At 48.4% G+C, this 20,808-nt stretch carries 22 protein-coding genes; 10 read left to right on the top strand and 12 right to left on the bottom strand.

The annotated features are described in order from the left end of the window. Positions 1-67 precede the first annotated feature (67 nt). The gene (locus tag NYE42_RS02125) at positions 68-409 is read right to left on the bottom strand and encodes a hypothetical protein (RefSeq protein WP_003156306.1); all 342 of its coding nucleotides are present in this window, start codon (positions 407-409) and stop codon (positions 68-70) included. 179 nt (positions 410-588) lie between these two features. On the opposite strand from NYE42_RS02125, the gene NYE42_RS02120 reads away from it, so the two are divergent. Genes NYE42_RS02120 through NYE42_RS02110 form a run of 3 tightly spaced genes read left to right on the top strand, consistent with a single transcriptional unit; the run spans position 589 to position 3,446 of the window. Then, a complete protein-coding gene (locus NYE42_RS02120; RefSeq protein ID WP_032870800.1) occupies positions 589-1,161 on the top strand; it encodes a DeoR family transcriptional regulator in 573 nt (190 codons plus the stop codon). 32 nt (positions 1,162-1,193) lie between these two features. Next, a complete protein-coding gene (locus tag NYE42_RS02115; protein WP_047935222.1) occupies positions 1,194-2,822 on the top strand; it encodes a copper resistance CopC/CopD family protein in 1,629 nt (542 codons plus the stop codon). Positions 2,823-2,834: 12 nt separating this feature from the next. Beyond that, entirely contained in the window at positions 2,835-3,446 is a 612-nt protein-coding gene (locus NYE42_RS02110) for a DUF1775 domain-containing protein (protein WP_144664505.1), read from the top strand. 45 nt (positions 3,447-3,491) lie between these two features. On the opposite strand, the gene gdh is transcribed toward NYE42_RS02110, so the two are convergent. The 4 genes from gdh to gabT form a co-directional block, all read right to left on the bottom strand. Further along, positions 3,492-4,277, bottom strand: coding sequence for a glucose 1-dehydrogenase (gene gdh, locus NYE42_RS02105; RefSeq protein ID WP_007410286.1), 786 nt, complete (start codon positions 4,275-4,277; stop codon positions 3,492-3,494). 20 nt (positions 4,278-4,297) lie between these two features. Continuing rightward, the gene (locus tag NYE42_RS02100) at positions 4,298-5,161 is read right to left on the bottom strand and encodes a RhaT/GlcU family sugar-proton symporter (RefSeq protein ID WP_003156317.1); all 864 of its coding nucleotides are present in this window, start codon (positions 5,159-5,161) and stop codon (positions 4,298-4,300) included. Between the two features lie 154 nt (positions 5,162-5,315). After that, entirely contained in the window at positions 5,316-6,704 is a 1,389-nt protein-coding gene (gene gabD, locus NYE42_RS02095; RefSeq protein ID WP_094296380.1) for a succinate-semialdehyde dehydrogenase, read from the bottom strand. Positions 6,705-6,809: 105 nt separating this feature from the next. Continuing rightward, the gene (gene gabT, locus NYE42_RS02090) at positions 6,810-8,117 is read right to left on the bottom strand and encodes a 4-aminobutyrate--2-oxoglutarate transaminase (protein WP_144664504.1); all 1,308 of its coding nucleotides are present in this window, start codon (positions 8,115-8,117) and stop codon (positions 6,810-6,812) included. A gap of 107 nt (positions 8,118-8,224) precedes the next feature. Here gabT and NYE42_RS02085 point away from each other — a divergent pair, with 107 nt between their 5' ends. After that, positions 8,225-9,634: a PLP-dependent aminotransferase family protein gene (locus NYE42_RS02085; RefSeq protein WP_352426729.1), complete on the top strand. Its 1,410-nt coding sequence runs from the start codon at positions 8,225-8,227 to the stop codon at positions 9,632-9,634. 27 nt (positions 9,635-9,661) lie between these two features. Here the strand turns inward: NYE42_RS02085 and NYE42_RS02080 are convergent, their stop codons facing one another. Beyond that, complete coding sequence (locus tag NYE42_RS02080) at positions 9,662-9,976, bottom strand: helix-turn-helix transcriptional regulator (protein ID WP_012116810.1); 315 nt, start codon at positions 9,974-9,976, stop codon at positions 9,662-9,664. Between the two features lie 141 nt (positions 9,977-10,117). Here NYE42_RS02080 and NYE42_RS02075 point away from each other — a divergent pair, with 141 nt between their 5' ends. From NYE42_RS02075 to NYE42_RS02060, 4 genes are all read left to right on the top strand, one after another. Then, a complete protein-coding gene (locus NYE42_RS02075; RefSeq protein ID WP_003156323.1) occupies positions 10,118-10,405 on the top strand; it encodes a putative quinol monooxygenase in 288 nt (95 codons plus the stop codon). A 16-nt stretch (positions 10,406-10,421) separates the two neighbouring features. Continuing rightward, a complete protein-coding gene (gene nfsA / locus NYE42_RS02070; protein ID WP_015416815.1) occupies positions 10,422-11,168 on the top strand; it encodes an oxygen-insensitive NADPH nitroreductase in 747 nt (248 codons plus the stop codon). Between the two features lie 160 nt (positions 11,169-11,328). Then, positions 11,329-12,204 carry a TetR/AcrR family transcriptional regulator gene (locus tag NYE42_RS02065; RefSeq protein ID WP_015239157.1) on the top strand — a complete coding sequence of 292 codons (876 nt, stop codon included), beginning with the start codon at positions 11,329-11,331 and terminating at the stop codon, positions 12,202-12,204. A gap of 17 nt (positions 12,205-12,221) precedes the next feature. Beyond that, on the top strand, positions 12,222-13,646 hold the full coding sequence (locus NYE42_RS02060; protein WP_007410276.1) for an MDR family MFS transporter: 1,425 nt from the start codon (positions 12,222-12,224) through the stop codon (positions 13,644-13,646). Between the two features lie 41 nt (positions 13,647-13,687). Here NYE42_RS02060 and NYE42_RS02055 read toward each other — a convergent pair whose 3' ends face one another. The 4 genes from NYE42_RS02055 to NYE42_RS02040 are packed head-to-tail and all read right to left on the bottom strand — an operon-like array spanning position 13,688 to position 17,296. Beyond that, on the bottom strand, positions 13,688-14,632 hold the full coding sequence (locus NYE42_RS02055) for a siderophore ABC transporter substrate-binding protein (RefSeq protein WP_265451314.1): 945 nt from the start codon (positions 14,630-14,632) through the stop codon (positions 13,688-13,690). Positions 14,633-14,653: 21 nt separating this feature from the next. Next, positions 14,654-15,412, bottom strand: coding sequence for an ABC transporter ATP-binding protein (locus NYE42_RS02050; RefSeq protein ID WP_003156330.1), 759 nt, complete (start codon positions 15,410-15,412; stop codon positions 14,654-14,656). Next, positions 15,406-16,353: an iron chelate uptake ABC transporter family permease subunit gene (locus NYE42_RS02045; RefSeq protein WP_007410274.1), complete on the bottom strand. Its 948-nt coding sequence runs from the start codon at positions 16,351-16,353 to the stop codon at positions 15,406-15,408. The genes NYE42_RS02050 and NYE42_RS02045 overlap by 7 nt, the downstream gene beginning before the upstream one ends. Beyond that, positions 16,343-17,296, bottom strand: coding sequence for an ABC transporter permease (locus NYE42_RS02040; protein ID WP_059366593.1), 954 nt, complete (start codon positions 17,294-17,296; stop codon positions 16,343-16,345). Before NYE42_RS02040 ends, NYE42_RS02045 begins: the two co-directional genes overlap by 11 nt. Positions 17,297-17,709: 413 nt before the next feature. On the opposite strand from NYE42_RS02040, the gene NYE42_RS02035 reads away from it, so the two are divergent. Together NYE42_RS02035 and NYE42_RS02030 are read left to right on the top strand one after the other, a co-directional pair. Continuing rightward, positions 17,710-19,074 carry an aspartate kinase gene (locus NYE42_RS02035; protein WP_095352403.1) on the top strand — a complete coding sequence of 455 codons (1,365 nt, stop codon included), beginning with the start codon at positions 17,710-17,712 and terminating at the stop codon, positions 19,072-19,074. A 94-nt stretch (positions 19,075-19,168) separates the two neighbouring features. Next, entirely contained in the window at positions 19,169-19,264 is a 96-nt protein-coding gene (locus NYE42_RS02030; RefSeq protein ID WP_021495118.1) for a YjcZ family sporulation protein, read from the top strand. 147 nt (positions 19,265-19,411) lie between these two features. Here NYE42_RS02030 and NYE42_RS02025 read toward each other — a convergent pair whose 3' ends face one another. Continuing rightward, complete coding sequence (locus NYE42_RS02025; protein WP_265451313.1) at positions 19,412-19,531, bottom strand: PhrC/PhrF family phosphatase-inhibitory pheromone; 120 nt, start codon at positions 19,529-19,531, stop codon at positions 19,412-19,414. Continuing rightward, a complete protein-coding gene (locus NYE42_RS02020) occupies positions 19,515-20,663 on the bottom strand; it encodes a Rap family tetratricopeptide repeat protein (RefSeq protein WP_007410270.1) in 1,149 nt (382 codons plus the stop codon). Before NYE42_RS02020 ends, NYE42_RS02025 begins: the two co-directional genes overlap by 17 nt. Positions 20,664-20,808: the final 145 nt, after the last annotated feature.

Genomic DNA, 20,808 nt, shown 5'->3' with positions numbered 1-20,808 from the left:
AAGAGGAGTTTGGCACAGAGACTGTGACAACTCCTTAACAAAAAAAAGACACCTCATCAAAGGTGTCTTACCGCTTTCTGTATATAATGTGTCCTTTTGTGACGACGAGTTTGGCAATGAGCCGCTCACTGACAATAAACACCGGATACGCACATACGAGCGCGAAAATGGCGGCCGGCACATACCGCGCTGCCGGAAACATCGGCATGACGGCGGTTCTGGCCATCTGCACAAGATAAATCAAAAGCACCGTGATCGCAATGGCCGCAGCCATAATCGGAGCTGATACTTTATATTCACGCAATTTCACATGGCAATGCCCGCACTGAAACTGGCACGGGATCATGGATGATCTGACCATGTCGCCTGTAATCGGCTTGCCGCAGTTCGGGCAGGTCGTTTCTTTCATGTTTATTCCTCCATTCAACTCTTCTATTATAACAGAGTCTGACTACGTCTTTTACATTTGTGATTGTTCAACATTTTTTCACATATTTTATCATCAGGCTCTTGTGTGCATTTGTGAAAACATCTACTCTTAGAGGGAGGTTCATCACTCATTCGCATCATAAAAAGGAGGATGCAGAATTGCTTCCGATTCACAGACAGCAAACCTTGCTTGAATGGCTGAAAGAAGAGGGCGCGCTGAAAATCTCTGACATAAGCGAGAGATTCGGCGTCTCCGAGATGACCGTGTACAGAGACGTCAATCAGCTGGCGGATGCAAACCGGATTATCCGGACACCCGGCGGCATTACGCTCCCTCCCGCTTCAGAACGAAGCGCCAATCAATGCGGCTATTGCCTGCGGCCGATTCAGCATTCGTATTCTGTTCAGCTTATTACCGTTTCACAAGCCGTTGAGCAGATGTGCTGCATTCATTGCGCGATTTTGCGGTATGAGGATAAAAAGGAAGAAGTGTCCCACGTCATTTGTAAAGATTTTCTTCTCCAGACGACGCTGACGGCCGCTTCCGCATACTTTTTAGTCCATGCCGATATTGACCTTCACTGCTGCCGGCCTCAGGCGATTCCCTTCTCAACGCTTGATTACGCAGAACGGTTTCAAAAAGGATTCGGCGGGATCATTTGCACCTTTGACGAGGCGGCGGACATCATCTTACACGACAGGCAGAAGGGATGCACCTGCAGCAAGACATAACAACAACCAACCGGAAGGCGGTGTCATCATCCATGAGACAGAACAAACGCTGGCTCATCTTTTTGCTGTTCCTTGTTTTGATTCCGAAAACAAGCTTCGCCCACGCCTACATCACAAACTCAAATCCGGGTGAGAACAGTGAATTAAAACAAGCGCCGAAGCAGATTGAAATTGAGTTTAATGAACAGATTGAAGAAGGCTTCCACTCCATTAAGGTCTATAATTCATCCGGCGAACGGGTCGACGCGGGCAAAACAGTGATTCAAAAAAATGATGCCCGCATCATGACCGCGGCATTGAAAAAAAATCTGCCGCATGATATTTACAGAGCGGAATGGAACGCGGTATCGGCCGACGGACATCCGGTATCCGGCGTCATCCCTTTCAGTATCGGAAAAGCCGGCGGAGAACTTCAGGAGCAGACATCATCGCAAGCGGCGCTTCATCCCGAAGCGGCCATCGACCGCGGTATTTTGTACACCGCTCTCTCCCTGTTTATCGGCACGGCTTTTTTCCATCTGTTTTGGTACAGAAATAATAAAGATTCATCAAAAGCAAAACGAACTGTAAAGCTGCTCGTGATTTCTTTATGTGTAACGGGGCTCGCGCTTATCTGCCAGCTCCCGATCCAGACGAAAGAAAACGCGGGCGGCGCTTGGAGCGCCGCGTTCCAGCCGGACTATGTAAAAGAAACGCTTCTGAAAACGGCAGGCGGGTACGTCTGGATGATCCAGATCAGCTTATTTATCCTGCTCGCCCTGTCCATGATCCCGCTGTTGAAGAAGAAAGCATTCCGGTCATTTGCGTACTGGACGGCGCCGCTGTTGTTCTTCTTCGCTTCGCTTTTGGCAAAAGCATTCGCCGGGCATGCGGCGGTTATCGACGAAAAAGCGGTCGGCATCGCGATGGACTTTCTCCATTTATCGGCCGCGTCTGTATGGATGGGCGGTATCGCCGCGCTTGTGCTGCTTCTTTCATCAGAGTGGAGAAAACCCGATAAAACCATCGCTTGGGAAACGGTCAGACGGTTTTCTCCTTGGGCGTTCGCCTCTGTCGGTGTGCTGTTATTTTCAGGTGTGCTGAACGGATTTTTCATTATCCGCACGTTTGATTCACTCTTTCACACCGCTTACGGTAAGACGCTCCTTTTGAAAATCGGACTGTTTGTCATCATGCTTGTGCTCGGCGCCGTTCACGTATGGATGACGAAGTTCAGCAGAAAAAGGAGCATCAGCGCAACGATAAAGGCCGAATGGGCACTAGGCATTGCGGTGTTATTTACAACCGCCGTCTTCACAAGCCTGCCCAGCCCGCCGCCGCCTGCGCCATTGCCTTTTAACGGCTCAGAAACGATCGGAAACGGGGAAACCCTGTCCTTGCACATTACGCCGAACCAGCCGGGTAAAAATGAATTTCAAGTCATTGTCACCGATCATAACGGCAGCTTGGTAAAAGACATTCAGCAATTTACGGTCACTGTTTACCAGACGGGCTTCAGCGGCAAACAGCATGAAAGCACCTTTGATTTGAAGAAGACGAAGGAAGGCACATTCGAAGCCGCCAACCTGTCCATCACCGAAAAGGGAAACTGGAAGATCAAAGTCCACGGGCTGACAAACGATTTTAATGAAATCAACCAAATATTCTCAACGACAAACTAAGGAGTGTATCTCATGTTGAAAAAAAAGGCTTTATTATTCATATCCGCCGTGACCCTGTCACTCGTCGGTTTTACGGCGGCAGCAAGCGCCCACGTCTCAGTCAAACCGGCGGAATCCGCGGCCGGTTCTTGGGAAACGTACACGATGAAAGTGCCTGTGGAAAAGAATGAGCCCACAACGAAAGTCGTGCTGAAAATGCCCGCCGGCGTTGAATTTCAGCAGTATCAGCCGATTCCGGGCTGGAAAACATCCGTATCCAAACATGATGACAAAGCGGTCTCCGTCACTTGGGAAGCAAAAGACGGCGGCATTCAGCCCGGCCAATTCCAGCAGTTCACGTTCGTTGCGAAAAATCCTGAAAAGAGCGGAGATGCCGCTTGGGACGCTTACCAATATTACAAAGACGGCAGCATTGTAGAATGGACGGGTGATGAGAAAGCCGACACGCCTCACTCGATTACGAAAATCACGAAATCGGCCAGCGTGACGGATGCGCACGGAGCTGAACAGCCAAATGAAGAAAGCAAATCCGGCGTATCAGCGCTTGATATTGCAGCCATCGTTCTGTCAGCTGCGGCGATTATCCTTTCCATCGCGGCGCTTGTAAAGAAAAAACGCGCGTAAGCAAAAAGCGATCCGGCTCTAAAGAGCCTGCGATCGCTTTTTTTCTTATCCGCGGCCTGCCTGGAATGACGGATATTTGGTCATTCCCCCGTCAGCAAACAGCGTAATGCCGGTTACGTAGCTTGATTCCTTTGAAGCAAGCCAGACGGCGACAGCCGCGATTTCTTCCGGCTCACCGATATATCCCATCGGAATCATGCTTTCCACATCTTTTTTCTGAACGGGATCCGCAAATTTTTCCGCGTTGATCGGCGTATTGATGGCTCCCGGCCCGATGTTGTTGACACGGATGCGCTTCGGCGCGTACTCAAGCGCCAGCGTTTCCGTCATCAATTTGATGCCGCCTTTACTCGCCGCGTAGTGAACAAACAGAGGCCATGGAATCATTTCATGTACGCTTGACATGTTAATGACGTTTCCTTGAATATCATTCTCTACGTAATATTTAATGGCTTCGCGGCTTCCTAAGAAAGCGCCGGTCAGATTGGTATTGATGACTTTGTTCCAGTCTTTGAGCGGCATTTCGTGCGACTGAACCGGATTTTCCATACCGGCGTTATTGATCATGACATCCAATGTGCCGAATTCCTTCACCGCGGTCTGCACGATGTTTTTGACATCTTCTTCTTTTGTGACGTCGCCTTGAATGATGACCGCTTCTCCTCCCGCTTTTTGAATCTCTTCTTTAACGGTTTGGGCGTCTTTTTCATTACTATAGTAGTTAACCACGACTTTCGCCTGCTCCTGTCCGAAGCGGATCGCCATCGCTTTTCCTAATCCTGATGAAGCTCCCGTAATGGCAACGACTTTTCCTTTTAAATCCGTGTACATGTTCAAACCTCCTGCATTTGTTATGAATTTGATTTCGCAACGCCTAAGAATACCGCGGCCACAATGATCAGGATAATCCCGATGGCAATGGCGACCAGCTGACGCTTCGTTTTGCTCTCACGGAGAATGAAGATTCCGCCGAGCGTGCTGATGACGATCCCCATTTGAGAGAGGGAAAAACTTGTCGCAACTCCGACGCGCGGCTGTGAGATGAACAGAAACATATTCCCGAGCGCCCAGATGATTCCCGGCAGAATGTTCTTGAGGGCGTACTTATTAAACGGTTTATGCTTGTACGTCAGGAGCAGTCCGCCGATGACCATCCCGATCGCCTGCGGCAGGAGCGCTGACCATCCGGATACGCCGAACAGCCGGGCCACAACGACATAGACCAAATAACCGAGCGTGGAGATCAGCAGGATGACAATGCCTTTTTTTAAGTTTCCCGGTTCTCCGTCCGCCCGCCCCTTTTTATCTTCTAAAGATGTGAGCACAATCCCGATGATGATAAAAATAAGGGCGAGAATACCCAGCGTAATCGCGATCGGGGTTGACCATTCTTTGAATACGATCACACCGAACAAAGAAGTCGAGACGAGCTGCATTCCCGTTGATATCGGCATCGTTTTTGAAACGCCCATCAGCTGTATGCTTTTAAGCTGATTGCTTTGGCCGAGCGACCAAAACAGCCCCGAGATGATGCCGACAATAAAAATGCGCCCAGACAGCACCGGGTGGACAAACAGATACAACACAAACGAAACGATGAGCGCCCCGATTGTCGTTCCCAGCGTCTGGCTGTAAGGCCCGCCGCCTAATTTGACGTTAAATAACACGATGCTCCCCCAAAATAAAGCCGGAAGAAGAGCCAGTAATATATCCATGATGGCGACCTTCTTTCAATCGTATTTGCTGTTATTTTGTCTGGAATCGAACCGATTATTCCCGCAAGATCAAAAAAGCCTGCCGGCGATATTCACCGGCAGACTGCTCAATAAAAACAGCCCCGCTTAGAAGCGGGGCTTACTTTTCGGCTCATTAAAGTCCGATAGACATGTATTTGGTTTCCAGGTACGGCTCAATGCCTTCCGTACCGCCTTCACGGCCGATGCCGCTTTCTTTCATTCCTCCGAACGGCGCTTGAACCGCGGACGGACCGCCGTCATTCCAGCCGATGATGCCGTATTCAAGCTGTTCAGAAATATAGATGCCGCGGCGGTAGTTTTCTGTGAAGAAATAAGCCGCAAGCCCGAACGGCGTATCGTTCGCAAGCTTGATCGCTTCATCAATATCTGAGAACGTAACGATCGGCGCAACCGGGCCGAATGTTTCTTCATGCATGATGTTCATGGATGTATCTACATTTGACAGCACGGTCGGTGTCACGAAATAGCATCCTTTTTCATCGTTTTGGTCATACGTTCCGCCCGTCAGCACTTTTGCGCCTTTTTCCACGGCGTCATTAATTTGGCCGACGATTTTATCGAAGCCTTTTTTGTTGATGACAGGGCCGACGTTTACGCCTTTTTCAAGACCGTTTCCGACTTTGAGTTTCGCAGCTTCTTCACTCAGTTTTTTCGCAAACTCGTCTTTTACGGATTCGTGTACGATCAGCCGGTTCGCACAGACGCAGGTTTGGCCGGCATTTCTGAATTTAGAGGCCATTGTTTGGGCTACCGCCAGATCAAGATCAGCGTCTTCATCCACGATCAGCGGCGCATGTCCGCCAAGCTCCATTGACATATGTTTTACGGTGTCGGCGCTGTTTTTCATCAGGATTTTGCCGACAGGCGTTGAGCCGGTAAAGGTAATTTTGCGGATTTTCGGGCTGCTGGTGAAGACGTTTCCGATTTCCGCTCCGTCACCGATCACCACTTGCAGCACGTCCTTCGGAATTCCCGCTTCATATGCGAGACGCGCAAGGGCGTAAGCGGAAAGCGGCGTATCCTCCGCCGGTTTGATGATGAACGTACAGCCTGCCGCCAAAGCGGGCGCGGCTTTTCTTGTAATCATCGCATTCGGGAAATTCCACGGCGTGATCGCGGCTACCGGGCCGACCGCCTGACGGGTGACGACAATCCGTTTGCCCGTTGTCGGCGCAGGTACTGTTCTGCCGTAAATCCGTTTTGCTTCTTCGGCGAACCATTCAATATAGCCGGCGCCGTATAAAACTTCTCCGACCGCTTCTTCGTACGGTTTGCCGTTTTCTTTCGTAATTAATTCCGCAAGTTCTTCTTTATTTTCAACAATCAGCTCATACCATTTTCTCAAAAGTGAGGCACGTTCTCCCGCTGATGTTTTGGACCATGATTGAAACGCTTGATGTGAACGTTCAATCGCTTTTTCAACATCGTCGGCCGTCTGCTGGGGGATGCTTTCGATCGCCTCTCCCGTTGCCGGGTTGTACACTGTTAATTGTTCTGGCATATTGAACATTCCTTTCTCTGCTATAGTAAAGCCATTGAATGCTAGTTGATGTATCTCACACTTTCATGATAGCAGACACATCCGTCGGCATTCCAATAATTGAACTCACAGAGCTGCTTCGATAATGGAAAGGCCTTCTTTGAGCTGCTCATCCGTCACGACAAGCGGCGTCAGGAATCTGATGATGTTGCCGTTAATGCCGGCCGTCAGCAGCAGCAGTCCGTTCTCGTTCGCCGTTTTGGCGATCGCCGCGGCTTTCGCTTTGTCCGGTTCCCGCGTGTCCGAATCTTTGACAATTTCGATGGCCGCCATCGCGCCGAGTCTGCGCACTTCTCCGATGCAGGCATGCTCTTTTTTCCACTCGAGCGCTTGATGCTCGATGATCCGGCCGATCTCCTCGGAACGCTGATTCAGCCCTTCTTCTTCAATAATATCCAAGACCGCAAGCGCAGCCGCACAGCCGAGCGGGCTTCCCGCATATGTGCCCCCGAGTTCACCCGGCGCGGCGGCATCAAGCATTTCCGCCCGGCCGATGACGCCGCTCAGCGGCAATCCGGCCGCAAGTGATTTGGATACGGTGATCAAATCAGGAACGGCTCCGAAATGCTCAATCGCAAAATACGTTCCCGTTCTGGCAAAACCGGTCTGAATCTCATCCGCTACAAAAACGATGCCGTGTTTTTTACAAAAAGCGGCGACGTGCTGCACGAAACGTTTTGACGGAATGATGAAGCCGCCTTCTCCCTGAACCGGCTCCATTACGACACAGGCGACGGTTTCCGGTGCAACTGCGGCGATAAAGAAATCCTCAAAAGCGCTGATGATAAACTCGTCATACTGCTCGTCGCTCATGCCGGCCGGCTTTTGATAATAGTAAGGAAACGGCGCCTGATACACCTCTGAGGCAAATGGGCCGAAACCGAATTTATAAGGCTTCACCTTGCTCGTCATGCTCATCGTCATGTTCGTGCGGCCGTGGAACCCTCTTGTAAATGATACGACAGCCTGGCGCTTCGTATATTTTCTGGCGATTTTCACGGCGTTTTCCACCGCTTCCGCCCCCGAATTGAGAAAAATCGCTTTTTTCGCATGATCTCCCGGCGCAAGGGCGCAAAGTTTTTCGGCCAGCTCAATATAAGACGGATACATCATGACGTTAAAACCCGGGTGAATCAGATCCTCCGCCTGTTTCTTCACAGCCTCCACCACTTTTGGATGGGAATGGCCGACATTCAGCGTTCCGATCGCTCCGGCAAAATCAATGAATCGTCTGCCGTCCAAATCGTACAAAAGCGCCCCTTCCCCTTTTACCGCCATGCTGCGGTTTCCGTTGCCGACCCCCTTGGAAACGAATTGATCCCGTTTTTGCTGCCACTGGGCAGTTGTCACTTCCGATGATGCTGTTCGACTCATAGATTCCATCCCCCTGCATTGTTTTCTTATCATTCTGACTTCTTTTTGGTATGATGAAAAGTACCAAAATCAATTTATCCATGGTATCAGAAAGGGGCAGGGTCTGGATGCTGACGATTTCCATTGACCATTCGGAAACGGCGGATTATATCTATCAGCAGATCTATCAGCACATAAAAGCGGCCGTTTTAAAGCGCAGCCTGATGCCTCATACAAAGGTGCCGTCTAAACGGGAGCTTGCCGAGACGCTGAAGGTCAGCGTGAATTCAGTGAATTCAGCTTATCAGCAGCTGCTTTCGGAAGGTTATTTATATGCGGTCGAAAGAAAAGGCTTTTTCGTGGAGGAAATTGATACGGTTTATCATGAAGAAACGCCTTCGCTCCTATTGCCTGATGATTTGAAAGAGCGGGAGACGGATAAGAGCGGCTGGATTTCGTTTTCTCATATGAGTGTGGATACGGCGCATTTCCCCCTGAAAAGCTGGTTCCGCTGTGAGCAGAAAGCAGCCGCCCGTTCATTTCATATACTCGGAGAACTCGTCCATCCGCAAGGCTTATATGAAGTCCGTGAAACAATTTCGCGGCTTATTTCCCTGACAAGGGGCGTTACATGCCGCCCGGAACAAATCGTGCTCGGAGCGGGCACGCAAATGCTGATGCAGCTGCTGACGGAACTGCTGCCAAAAGACGCGCTCTACGCCATGGAGAACCCGGGATATATGAGGATGTACCGGCTGCTGCAAAACCTCGGGAAAAAGGTTGCGACGATCAGCCTTGATGAAAAAGGCATGTCCATGGACGAAATCGAAAAACGCCGGCCCTCTGTATTGATCACCACGCCTTCCCATCAATTCCCCTCAGGCGTGATCATGCCCGCTTCCCGGCGGATTCAGCTTTTAAACTGGGCCGCCGAACAGAACGGCCGCTTCATCATTGAAGATGATTATGACAGTGAATTTAAATATGACGCCGATACGATACCGGCGCTTCAAAGCCTTGACCGGTTTCAAAATGTCATCTACATGGGGACCTTTTCAAAATCCCTTTTCCCAGGTCTGCGCATCAGCTATATGGTTCTGCCGCCCGGGCTTTTGCGGACGTTCAAAGAGAGAACGTATGACCTGCATACGTGCAGCACGCTTGCCCAGCTCGCGCTGAAAGAATTTATCGACTCAGGTGAATATCAGAAACATATTAAAAAGATGAAGCAGCATTATAAGAACATGCGGGAATGCCTCATTTCGGCTTTGGAAGAAACATTCGGAGAAAGAATCAGTGTAAAGGGCGCCAATGCGGGGCTTCATTTTGTCACTGAGTTTGAATGCGCCCGTTCAGAAAAAGAGATATTGGCACGGGCGGATGCAGAACAGCTGGATCTGTTTGCGATGAGCCGGTTCCGTCTGAAAGCGGGAGGCGATTCAAATAAGCCGCAGCTTATCCTGGGGTTCGCACGCCTGAAGGAGAGCGATATTCAAGAAGGCGTCTACAGGCTTTACCGGGCGGTTTTCGGCGCATAAAAAAACCCCCGGAATTCGGGGACTTATTTACCAGCGGTCCGGTTCTGTCTGCAAAATCGCCTCCAACAGGCCGGGAAACGCCGCTTGTAAATCATCTTTGCGCAGGGAATAATAACGGTGCTTCCCGTCTATGCGCACTTGGGCGATCCCCGCTTCCCGCAGCACTTTGAAGTGATGGGACAGCGTTGATTTAGCGACCCGGACATCAGCGCAGGTTCCGCACGTTTTTTCTGTTGTTTCCGCCAATTGTTTAACCAGCTCTAAGCGGAGCGGATCACTCAGAGCATGAAGAACCTTTGTCAGCTGTAAGCGTTCGGTTTCAGGATGGTTTGGAATGTTCATGAGTCAAATGTAACACAGATCATCGGCGGGTGACAATTTAGGCGGTGAGGGTTTTTCCTTTACCATTCGCAGCGAAACATGTTACAGTTAGTTCGATAATATTCGAACTATAACAAATAAACCCAATCAGGAGGAATAACAATGATCGTCTTACAGGCTTACATGAAAGTAAAAGCGGATAAACGCGAGGAATTTTTAGGAGAAGCGCAATCACTTGTTCAGCATTCACGCGCGGAAGAAGGAAATGTGCAATACGATCTTTTCGAAAAAGTCGGTGAGGAAAATACATTCGTTATGCTTGAGCAATGGAAAGATGAAGAAGCGATGAAATTCCACAACGCAACTGACCATTTCCAAGGATTCGTGGCAAAAGCAAAAGAAGTGCTGAGTGCGCCGCTTGACGTCGTCCGCACAGAACTGTCAGAGTAACGAAAGGATGAATGACATGAACGAAGTCCTTCAAATATTAACAGACCACCGTTCCATCCGCAGCTACACAGATGAACCCGTATCGGATGAGCAGCTGGACCTTATCATCCAAGCAACTCAGGCAGCGCCGACTTCCATTAACGGCCAGCAATTTACCGTTATTGCGGTGAAAGATAAGGAGCGGAAGAAAAAAATATCCGAATTGGCCGGCGGCCAGCCGTGGATTGACCAAGCGCCGGTTTTCCTTTTATTCTGCGCTGATTTTAACCGCGCCAAAATTGCGCTTGAAGAATATAATGATACACCGCTTGAGATCACGAACGGTTTAGAGTCCGTTCTAGTCGGAGCCGTAGATGTGGGGATTGCGCTGGGTACGGCAACGGCTGCGGCTGAATCAATGGGACTCGGCACTGTGCCGATCGGCGCCGTGCGCGGCAAGCCTGACGAACTCATTGAATTGCTGAAACTTCCGAAATACGTTTTCCCGGTTTCCGGTCTCGTCATCGGCCATCCGGCAGACCGCTCCGCGAAAAAACCGCGTCTGCCGCAAGCAGCCGTTCTGCATCATGAAACGTATCAAGAAGAAGATGTAAGAACCCATATCGAGGCCTATGACAAGCAGATGTCCGAATACATGAAAAAACGCACCGACGGACAGGAAACAAGAAACTGGTCACAAGGCATCACTTCCTACTATAAGCAGGTTTATTATCCTCACATTCGTGAAATGCTTGAAAAACAAGGATTTAAGACGGATAAATAAACGTATCAGCCTGCCGGAACACTCCGGCAGGTTTTTTCTATTTCTCAAACAAAAGCGTTGACACTATGTAAAAATTTTTGTTAATATTTTCATCATATACTCATTGGTTTTCTGTGAACCGATGGGTTTTCTATTGTGACGAAAGAAGGAATCTGGGCTTATGAATGATAAGAAAACGGATATTCTGCTGGCGGCAAGAAAGCTTTTTTCCGGGAAAAGCTTTTCGTCAGTTTCGATGCAGGCGATCGCAGAGGAGTGCAAAGTCTCCAAAGCATCTTTATATAAGCTGTTTGAATCAAAGGAAGACCTGCTGTTGGAGCTGCTCGACTTTAACCAGAAACAGATGGTAGCCGCCGCTTCATTATTGAATGAAGAAACAAGCCTCTCCCCTGAGGAACGGTTTGCCAAAAAACTGATGGCTGAGCTTGAAGGCTTCAGGCGCAATCAGCAGTTTTTTAATATGCTGATGTACGGAAGCCCCTCTTCCATTAATGAACGGGTAAAACGGCATATTCACAGGGCCCGCTCCACCTTTATCTGCTGGCATCGCGATTCACTGATTCAGACGTACGGCGAAGACATTATTCCTTATGTATGGGAGCTGGTGATCGTCCTGCAGGGGCTCCTGAGAGAATGCATCACGCTGATTAAGCTGGAAAAAGAACCGCTCGCCCTGGAGCCGCTCACGGAGTTTATCATCCGCCATCTCAATCTCATCGTCGAAAACAGGACAACCGAAACCGCTTTGCCTCAGGAGATGATTGACCTTTATATCGCCTCCGCTTCCTCATTTGAGCCGAAAGACAAAACCGTATTGCTGGCTGAAAGCCTGAAGGAACTGAAAGAAGCCGTCTCAGCCCTTCCGGAGGAAAAATATGACGCCGCAGGACTCGCTTCCGCTGCGGCTATGCTGGAGAAAGAATCAGCGGACAAACAGCCGCGGGATTTTCTCATCAAAGCGCTCATCGGTTATTTGGAGCAGGCCGGACCGCTGCACCAGCCGCTTGCAGCCGTTAAAACATTGCTCAAACTATAAAGAAAGAAGGAATCAGCTTGAATAAGAGTATTAAAACTGCACCATACAACCGCTCTGTCATTGTCGGGATTCTTTTGGCGGGTGCGTTCGTCGCCATTTTGAACCAGACACTGCTTATTACGGCGCTGCCGCACATTATGAATGACTTCAATATAGACGCCAACAAAGCGCAATGGCTGACAACATCGTTTATGCTGACGAACGGGATTTTGATTCCGATTACCGCGTTTTTAATAGAGAAATTCACAAGCCGCACCCTCTTGATTTCCGCCATGAGTATTTTCACGGCGGGCACCATTGTCGGCGCATTCGCCCCGAACTTTCCGGTGCTCTTAACGGCCCGGATTATTCAGGCGGCCGGCGCCGGAATTATGCTGCCGCTCATGCAGACGGTATTTCTCACGATTTTCCCGATGGAAAAGCGCGGCCGCGCCATGGGTATGGTCGGCTTGGTTATTTCGTTCGCGCCGGCGATCGGCCCGACGCTTTCCGGATGGGCGGTCGAAGCATTCTCTTGGCGGTCTTTGTTTTATATTATCTTCCCGATCGCAGTCATCGATTTGCTTTTAGCGATTATTCTGATGAAAAACGTCACGACATTACGAGAAACACAGATTGATATTTTATCTGTGATCTTATCGACCCTCGGATTCGGCGGTCTGCTTTACGGCTTCTCAAGCGCCGGTTCATCAGGGTGGACCAGTACTGAAGTGCTGACTTCGCTGCTTGTCGGAGCGGTCGCGCTGATTTTCTTTATCGCAAGACAGATGAAGCTCAAAAAACCGATGCTGGAATTCCGTGTGTTTTCTTTCGGGATTTTCAGCCTGACCACCCTGCTCGGAACGCTTGTTTTCGCGCTGCTGATCGGAACGGAAACCATTCTCCCGCTTTACACGCAAAAAGTCCGGGGCGTATCCGCGTTTGATACCGGATTAATGCTTTTGCCGGGCGCGATTGTGATGGGGATGATGTCTCCGTTTATCGGCCGGGTGTTTGACAAAATCGGCGGAAAGGGCCTTGCGATGACCGGATTCTTCATCATCCTGCTCACGTCCCTGCCGTTTATGAATCTGACGGACTCGACGTCTCTCATTTGGATTGTCGTCGTTTATACCGCGCGGCTTTTGGGAACAGCCATGATTATGATGCCGGTGACGACAGCGGGTATCAACGCCCTGCCGCGCCACTTAATTCCGCACGGCACAGCCATGAACAATACCGTCCGACAAGTCGGCGGTTCTATCGGTACGGCGCTGCTAGTTTCCGTGATGAGCAGCCAGGCCGCGCACGCAAATGCGACAACTCCGGCAAACGCCGCCCTGCACGGCATGAATGCGGCATTTGTCGTAGCCGCCTGCATCGCGCTGGCCGGCTTCCTCCTATCTTTTATATTGAAGAAAAAACCGCGTCAGCCCGAGCAGCAGCAGGCCGTTACGCGGTAAACCAAAAAGAACCCGATCACGTATGTGACCGGGTTCTTTTTTTACTTCTCGATTCCGTCTTTAACTTCTTTCACCATTTGCGCCATGGATTCCAGGCCGCCTCCTGATAAATACCATGTAGCTGAATCAAGGTAGACAACATGGTTGTTTTTCACCGCTTTCACCGATTTTACATAATCATTTTCAACCACTTGTTTTGTTGAAGATTTTGTGCCGATCGCTGTTCCGCGGTCAACGACAAACATATAATCAGGGTTTGTTTTGGCGATATATTCATAAGAAATGCTTTGTCCGTGCAATGAGGCTTCGATGTTTTTGTCAGCCGGTTTGACGCCGAACACATCATGAATGAAGCCGTATCTTGATTTAGATCCGAACGCGCTGATTTTGCCGTCGTTCGCCATCACCACTAACCCGTTTTTATCCGTGCTGCTTGTCTTTTTCTTCAGATCCGCAATGGATTTGTCAATTTTCGCAAGCTTATCTTTCACTTCATTTTCTTTGTTAAAGATTTTGCCGATCACTTCGGTGTTGTGCTTGAATCTGTCAACGTAGTTTGTATAGTCATCATCAAGGTAAATCGTCGGCGCGATTTTTGAGAACTCTTTATAAGAATCAGATTGTCTGTGAGCGATAATGATTAAATCCGGGTCAATATCCGCGACTTTTTCAAAATCCGGTTCTTTTAAACCGCCTGTATTGGTGTATTTATCACTTTTATATGAAGATAAGTATTTTGGAATGTTTTGTTTCGGAAGCCCCGCCACATGATCCTGTAAACCCAGTTCATCCATCGTGTCCAGCATTCCGAAGTTGAATACGACGACTTTTTTCGGATTCTTCGGCACTTTGACGCCTTCTTTGTTCAGGTCATCTTTGATTGTGATTGTTTCTTTTGATTTGCCTGATGTTTTGTTCCCGTTTCCGCATGCAGAAACAACAAAAATCGTAACGAGCGCAATGAATAGCAATGCGAATTTTTTCATGATTTTCACCTCATCTGGTTTTTAAGAAAAGTACACACCGATCCGCTGACTGTCAATCTCTTGAATCGGGATGGTCATATCATAAATATCTTCAAGCACGGAGGTTTCAATGATCTCCTCCGCCGGCCCTTCTTTGACGATCCGGCCGTTTTTCAGTGCAACGATATGGTCTGAATATACGGATGCGAAGTTGATATCGTGAATCACTACGACGACCGTTTTTCCGAAGTCTTCCACAAGCCGCTTCAACAGCTTCATCATTTCAACGGAATGCTTCATATCTAAATTGTTCAGCGGCTCATCGAGAAAAATATAGTCCGTATCCTGAGCGATGATCATCGCGATAAACGCCCTCTGACACTGGCCCCCGCTGAGCTGATCGAGATATTTATCCTTTAAGTCATCCAGCTTCATATAACTGAGTGCCTGGTTGATATGCACCCAATCTTCATCCGTCAGTTTCCCCTGGGAATACGGAAATCTGCCGAAGCTGACCAGGTCTTTAATCGTCAGCCTGATATTGATTTGGTTCGTCTGCTTCAGGATGCTGATTTTTTTTGCCAGATCGTTGCTTTTACAGGCCCCGATCTCTTGCCCGTCGACCGTGATTTCCCCGGAATCCGTCTTAATCAGCCGGCTCATGATAGACAGCAGCGTGCTTTTTCCCGCGCCGTTCGGACCGATAAATGAGGTGAGCCTGCCCTTTTGAATGGATAGAGACGTTTTCTCAAGGACGGTTTTCCCTCCGTATTGTTTGCTTACATTTTTGACCTCTACCATGATTTATTCTCCTTTAACAGCAGATAGATAAAATAAATCCCGCCGGCAAAATTAATGATGACGCTCAGCGTCGTGGAAAACGTGAACACTTTCTCCACGACGAACTGGCCCCCGACGAGCGCGACGATGCTGATCAGGACAGAACCTGCGATTAAATACGTGTGCCTGTAGGTTTTTAAAAACTCTCTCGCCAGATTGACGACAAGCAGTCCTAAAAACATAATCGGTCCGACAAGAGCCGTAGAGACAGACACAAGAATGGCGACGACAATGAGCATCTGTTTCACAAGCTTATCGTAATCAATCCCCAGGTTGACGGCGTGCTCCCTGCCGAGCGACAGCACGTCAAAAAACCGCGTGAACCGCCAGACATAAATGCCCGTCAGAAGAAAGACAGCACCGGCAAACCCTAAAAGATCGGTATTGATATTGTTAAAACTGGCAAACATTTTGTCCTGAACAACCTGGAACTCATTCGGATCAATCAGCATCTGCATAAAGGATGACAGACTGTTGAACAGCGTGCCGAACACGACGCCGACAAGCAGAAGGAAAAACACGTTCCGCCCCTCGCCTTTAAACATGAGCTGATACAAAACGAGTGACAAGAGCACCATCAGCCCGACGGAGATGACGAAATTAAGATTTTTGTTCATCATGACGATATTCATTGAACCGAACAGGAACACGATGACGGTCTGAATGAGCATATACAGGGAATCGAGGCCTAAAATGCCCGGTGTCAGTATGCGGTTATTTGTAATCGTCTGGAAGATGACCGTCGAAAACGCGATCGCTCCTCCGGTGAGCATCATGGCAAGCACTTTGAAGCATCGTCTCGGCAGGGAGTATTCCCAATTGCCCAGTCCGTAGAACAGGAAGAATCCGATACATATCATGGCGAGCGCCGCCAGCAGCGTAATTTTTTTATTATGACTCATATGCTTTTCTCCTTAACAGCATATACAGGAAGATGCCGCTGCCGATAACACCGACCATCAGGCCGATGGAAATTTCGTACGGGAAGATGATCACCCTTCCCAAAATGTCGCAAAACAGCACAAAAACAGCGCCCAGCAGAGCGGTGTGAGGCAGGCTGCTCCTCAGGTTGTCCCCTTTGTAAATCGACACCATATTGGGAATGATCAAACCGAGAAACGGCAGCATCCCGACGGTCAGGATCACCAGTGAAGCGATGAGCGACACGATAATCAGACCGATATTGACGACGCGTTTGTATTTCAGGCCGAGATTGACGGAAAAGCTCTCTCCCATTCCCGCCACCGTAAATTTATCCGCATACACATAAGCGATGATCAAAAGCGGGATACTCAGATATAAAAGCTCATACCGGCCTTTGACGACCAGTGAGAAATCTCCCTGCAGCCAAGACGACAGGTTTTGGATCAGGTCATATTTATATGCGATAAACGTGGCGATTGAGCTGACGATGTTCCCAAGCATTAAACCGACGAGAGGAATAAAAATCGCATCATTGAACTTGATTCTCTCGAGAATTTTCATGAAAAGGAAATTTCCCGCCAACGCGAAAACGAAAGCGATAGACATTTTCACAAGCGGACTCGCTGACGTAAAAAGCATTAATGAAATCAAGATTCCGAGCCTTGCCCAATCCATCGTTCCCGCAGTCGTCGGCGATACAAATTTATTCCGGCTGATCTGCTGCATGATTAATCCGCAGATGCTCAGGCTCATGCCGGCGATGATAATGCTCACCAAACGCGGCAGCCGGCTGTCAAACAATGTACCCGCCTGTTCTTTATTTAAATGAAAAATATCCAGCGGCGACAAATCTTCTACACCGATAAATATAGAAGTACACGCCAAAACCGCCAGTAGCAAAAGTAAGTAACGTAGCTTCATGCTGCCTCCCTGCACCCATCACAAACGGTATGACTGATTGCCAAACAACTCCCATATATCCCACTCGTAATGATTATCATTATCAACGACAATTATAATCTTATCATCTTTCCAAGCGCAGTCAATACAGTTTTGCTTTCAAAAGCGGTCATCCGCGGGCCGTACACTAAATTGTCTTACAATCAGTCTATCAAGAATTTGCAGGATTTTCTATAACCTACATTTGGCTGCTTATCATTTTTTGCACATGATGACACGCTTGAGGGAAACAAATCTGACAAACAGCGGCAAAATTCCTCCACGAAAATACAAATGTTCTCCTCACGTAGAAAAAATCCTTGATTTACATGTTTGAAAGAGAGATAATAAAAATTAAATTTGTGAGAAAATTTAAATATTAGGGGATGTAAATCATGAAAGTTGTAAAATTCGGAGGCAGCTCTCTTGCGTCAGGAGCCCAGCTTGAGAAAGTGTTTCAAATCGTGACGGCTGATCCCGCGCGGAAAGCCGTCGTCGTATCGGCGCCGGGAAAACGCTTCTCGGACGATACAAAGGTGACGGATCTGTTAATCCGCTGTGCGGAGCATTATTTGCAAAAAGGTGCAGCGCCCGAGCTTGCCGAAACGGTCATTGAACGGTACGCCGCCATCGCGCGTGAGCTGAACCTGGATTTCTCTATTATAGAAAGAATCCGCAGTGACCTATTCGATCTCTTAAACAGCTGTAAAACCAATTCCGAACAATATATGGATGCGGTGAAGGCGAGCGGCGAGGACAACAACGCGAAGCTGATCGCAGCCTACTTCCGACGGCAGGGCGTGAAAGCGGAATACGTAAGTCCGAAAGAAGCGGGGCTGTTTGTGACGAATGAACCCGGAAGCGCGCAGGTGCTCCCTGAGTCTTATGATCATTTGTACCGTCTGAGAAACCGGGAAGGCTTGATCATTTTTCCGGGATTTTTCGGTTACACGAAGGAGCATGAGATTGTGACGTTTTCCCGGAGCGGTTCTGATATTACCGGCTCCATTCTCGCCAGCGGCTTAAAAGCCGACCTGTACGAAAACTTTACTGATGTGGACGCCGTCTATTCCGTCAACCCGTCAATCGTGCGGCATCCGAAAGAAATTAACGAACTGACGTATCGGGAAATGCGTGAGCTCTCCTATGCCGGATTTTCCGTTTTTCATGATGAAGCGCTGATTCCCGCATTTCGGGCCGGCATCCCCGTTCAGATTAAGAATACGAATAATCCGGATGCGAAAGGAACACGCGTCGTCAGCAGCCGTGACAATACGAACGGGCCAGTCATCGGCATCGCAAGCGACACGGGCTTTTGCAGCATTTACATAAGCAAATATTTAATGAACCGGGAAATCGGTTTCGGCCGCAAAGCCCTTCACATTTTGGAGGAAGAAGGATTGACGTATGAACACGTTCCATCCGGCATTGACGACATCACGATCATCCTTCGGCACAATCAGATGGACTCAGAACTGGAACACAGGCTCGTCACCCGCCTGAAGCAGGAACTTCAAGCAGATGAAGTCACAGTCAGGCACAATCTGGCGCTGATTATGGTCGTCGGGGAAGCGATGCGCCATAATGTCGGCACAACCGCCAGGGCATCCAAAGCCCTGTCGGAAGCCGGTGTCAACATCGAGATGATCAATCAAGGGTCATCGGAAGTCAGCATGATGTTCGGAGTGAAAGAAGAACAGGAAAAACACGCGGTGCGTGCGCTGTATGACGAATTTTTCGCCGGAGTCTTACTCTCATAGGACACCGCCTCTTTTTTCTCTTGTCCACTAATATCCCTTACAAAGCAGCTTCTTTTACATATTGTATGGTATAGACAATATGGAGGTGAAGCTCATGTCAGGATATTCTGGAGTCAGCTCTTTCGCTTTGATCGTTGTTTTATTTATCCTGTTGATTATTGTAGGTACTGCCTTCGTTGGCGGTTTCTAAACATCACTCCGTCTATATGAGGACGCTGCGGGTTTTGACCTGCGGCGTTTTCTTTTGTTTTCCGCCGCTGTCCAAGTCCGGCCGCGCAAAAAAGACTGCCGAGAACATTCTCGGGCAGTCTTTTCCTTTGTTCAGGTTATTTTCTTCTCACGTCATTCCTCTTTCAGTTACATGGAAGTCAGCCTGATCTGTCTGGCCTGCACCTGTCACTGTAAAAATCGCGGCGGCTGCTAAACAAATAACAAACCATTTAGATTTCAATTTCATACAAACCCTCACTCCTTTGTATTTGTTTCCTTGCCTCTTCGACTTTCAGAAAATAGTCAGAAGAAATTTTAAAGCAATTTTGTTCATAGTAATATTTAGCTGCTTCTAGTGCTAAATCCTCTATATCGGCGTATAAATTTTTATCTTCCAGGTAACGGAAACATGCGCTGATTGTTTCCTCATCCGGTTTCGCCTGATACAGAGCCTGCAGCCATTCGAATTTTACCGTATAAACGGGATCGTCTGTTTCTTTAGCATATTCATATCCCCGCTTGTGATATTCCGACGCTTTTTCTTTTTTTCCGAGTTTAAAGTAAATGAGTGTGATTAGAAAATATGCTTGAGGAAGAGAATTGACGATTCTTTGTGATTCAAATGTATCGACCGCCCGTTCAAAGTACGGAATCGCTTCGCCGATGCGGTCCTGATTGTAGTAGCACAGTCCGAGGTTATACAGCGCCCTCCCGACAAGCTGCGCTTTTTGTTCTTTTTCGGCCATTTGCAGAGCGTGCTGAAAATGTTTGGCCGCCTGTTCAAAGCGCCTTTCATCCATTAAATTGACGCCGAATACAAAATGGCATTGAATGATCCGGACGTTATATGTGTCCTGCTCTACGTAAATTTCATAAGCGTTTTTTATATGTATCAAAGAAAAATACGTTTGTTTCATATGATAATAAGCTTCGGCCACTTTAAAATAAAACTCCGCCCGTTCCACGTGGTCCGATACGAAGGCCAGTTTTTTCTCAGCTTGTTTATAATATGTAATCGCTGAGATAAATTCTCTTTTATCAAATTCAAACATGCCTTTGAAAAAGTTGACGTAATAATCGAGAAGCCCTTTGAGGCCGGCCTGGCTGTTATCAATGTTATCAAGAATTTCCGACAGGGTCGGCTGGTCTTCTATCTTCAGTTTTTCCAACGGCTCCAAGTAGTCCAGCATCAGCTGATGGCGAAATTCCATGAGGGAATAATAAAGCACTAAGTTCGAATCAGGCTCCATATGGTCAAGCTCTTGTTTGATCTCGGCCTTCAAGATCTCCGCATCCGGCACGCTGAATGTTCTGATGTATCGATACCACTCGTTAATTTTCTGCCCGACTGCTGAAGAAGGAATTAACCCGCTCTTCATTCCTTCACCCTCCCCATCCAAGACCTGTTTACCAGTTATTTTATCACGTTTCCGTCTCTTTCCATCCCGAAAAACACGCAAACTTTGTTTCGGCAGAGCGCAATTTTCCGAGTGGAGATAAAACAGACGGCGACCAGACGGGGCC

The sequence above is a fragment of the Bacillus sp. FSL K6-2865 genome (genome assembly GCF_040311405.1).
GTDB lineage: Bacteria > Bacillota > Bacilli > Bacillales > Bacillaceae > Bacillus > Bacillus velezensis.
Note: the sequence above shows the minus strand (reverse complement) of the source record. Positions and strands in the feature narration are given on the sequence as shown.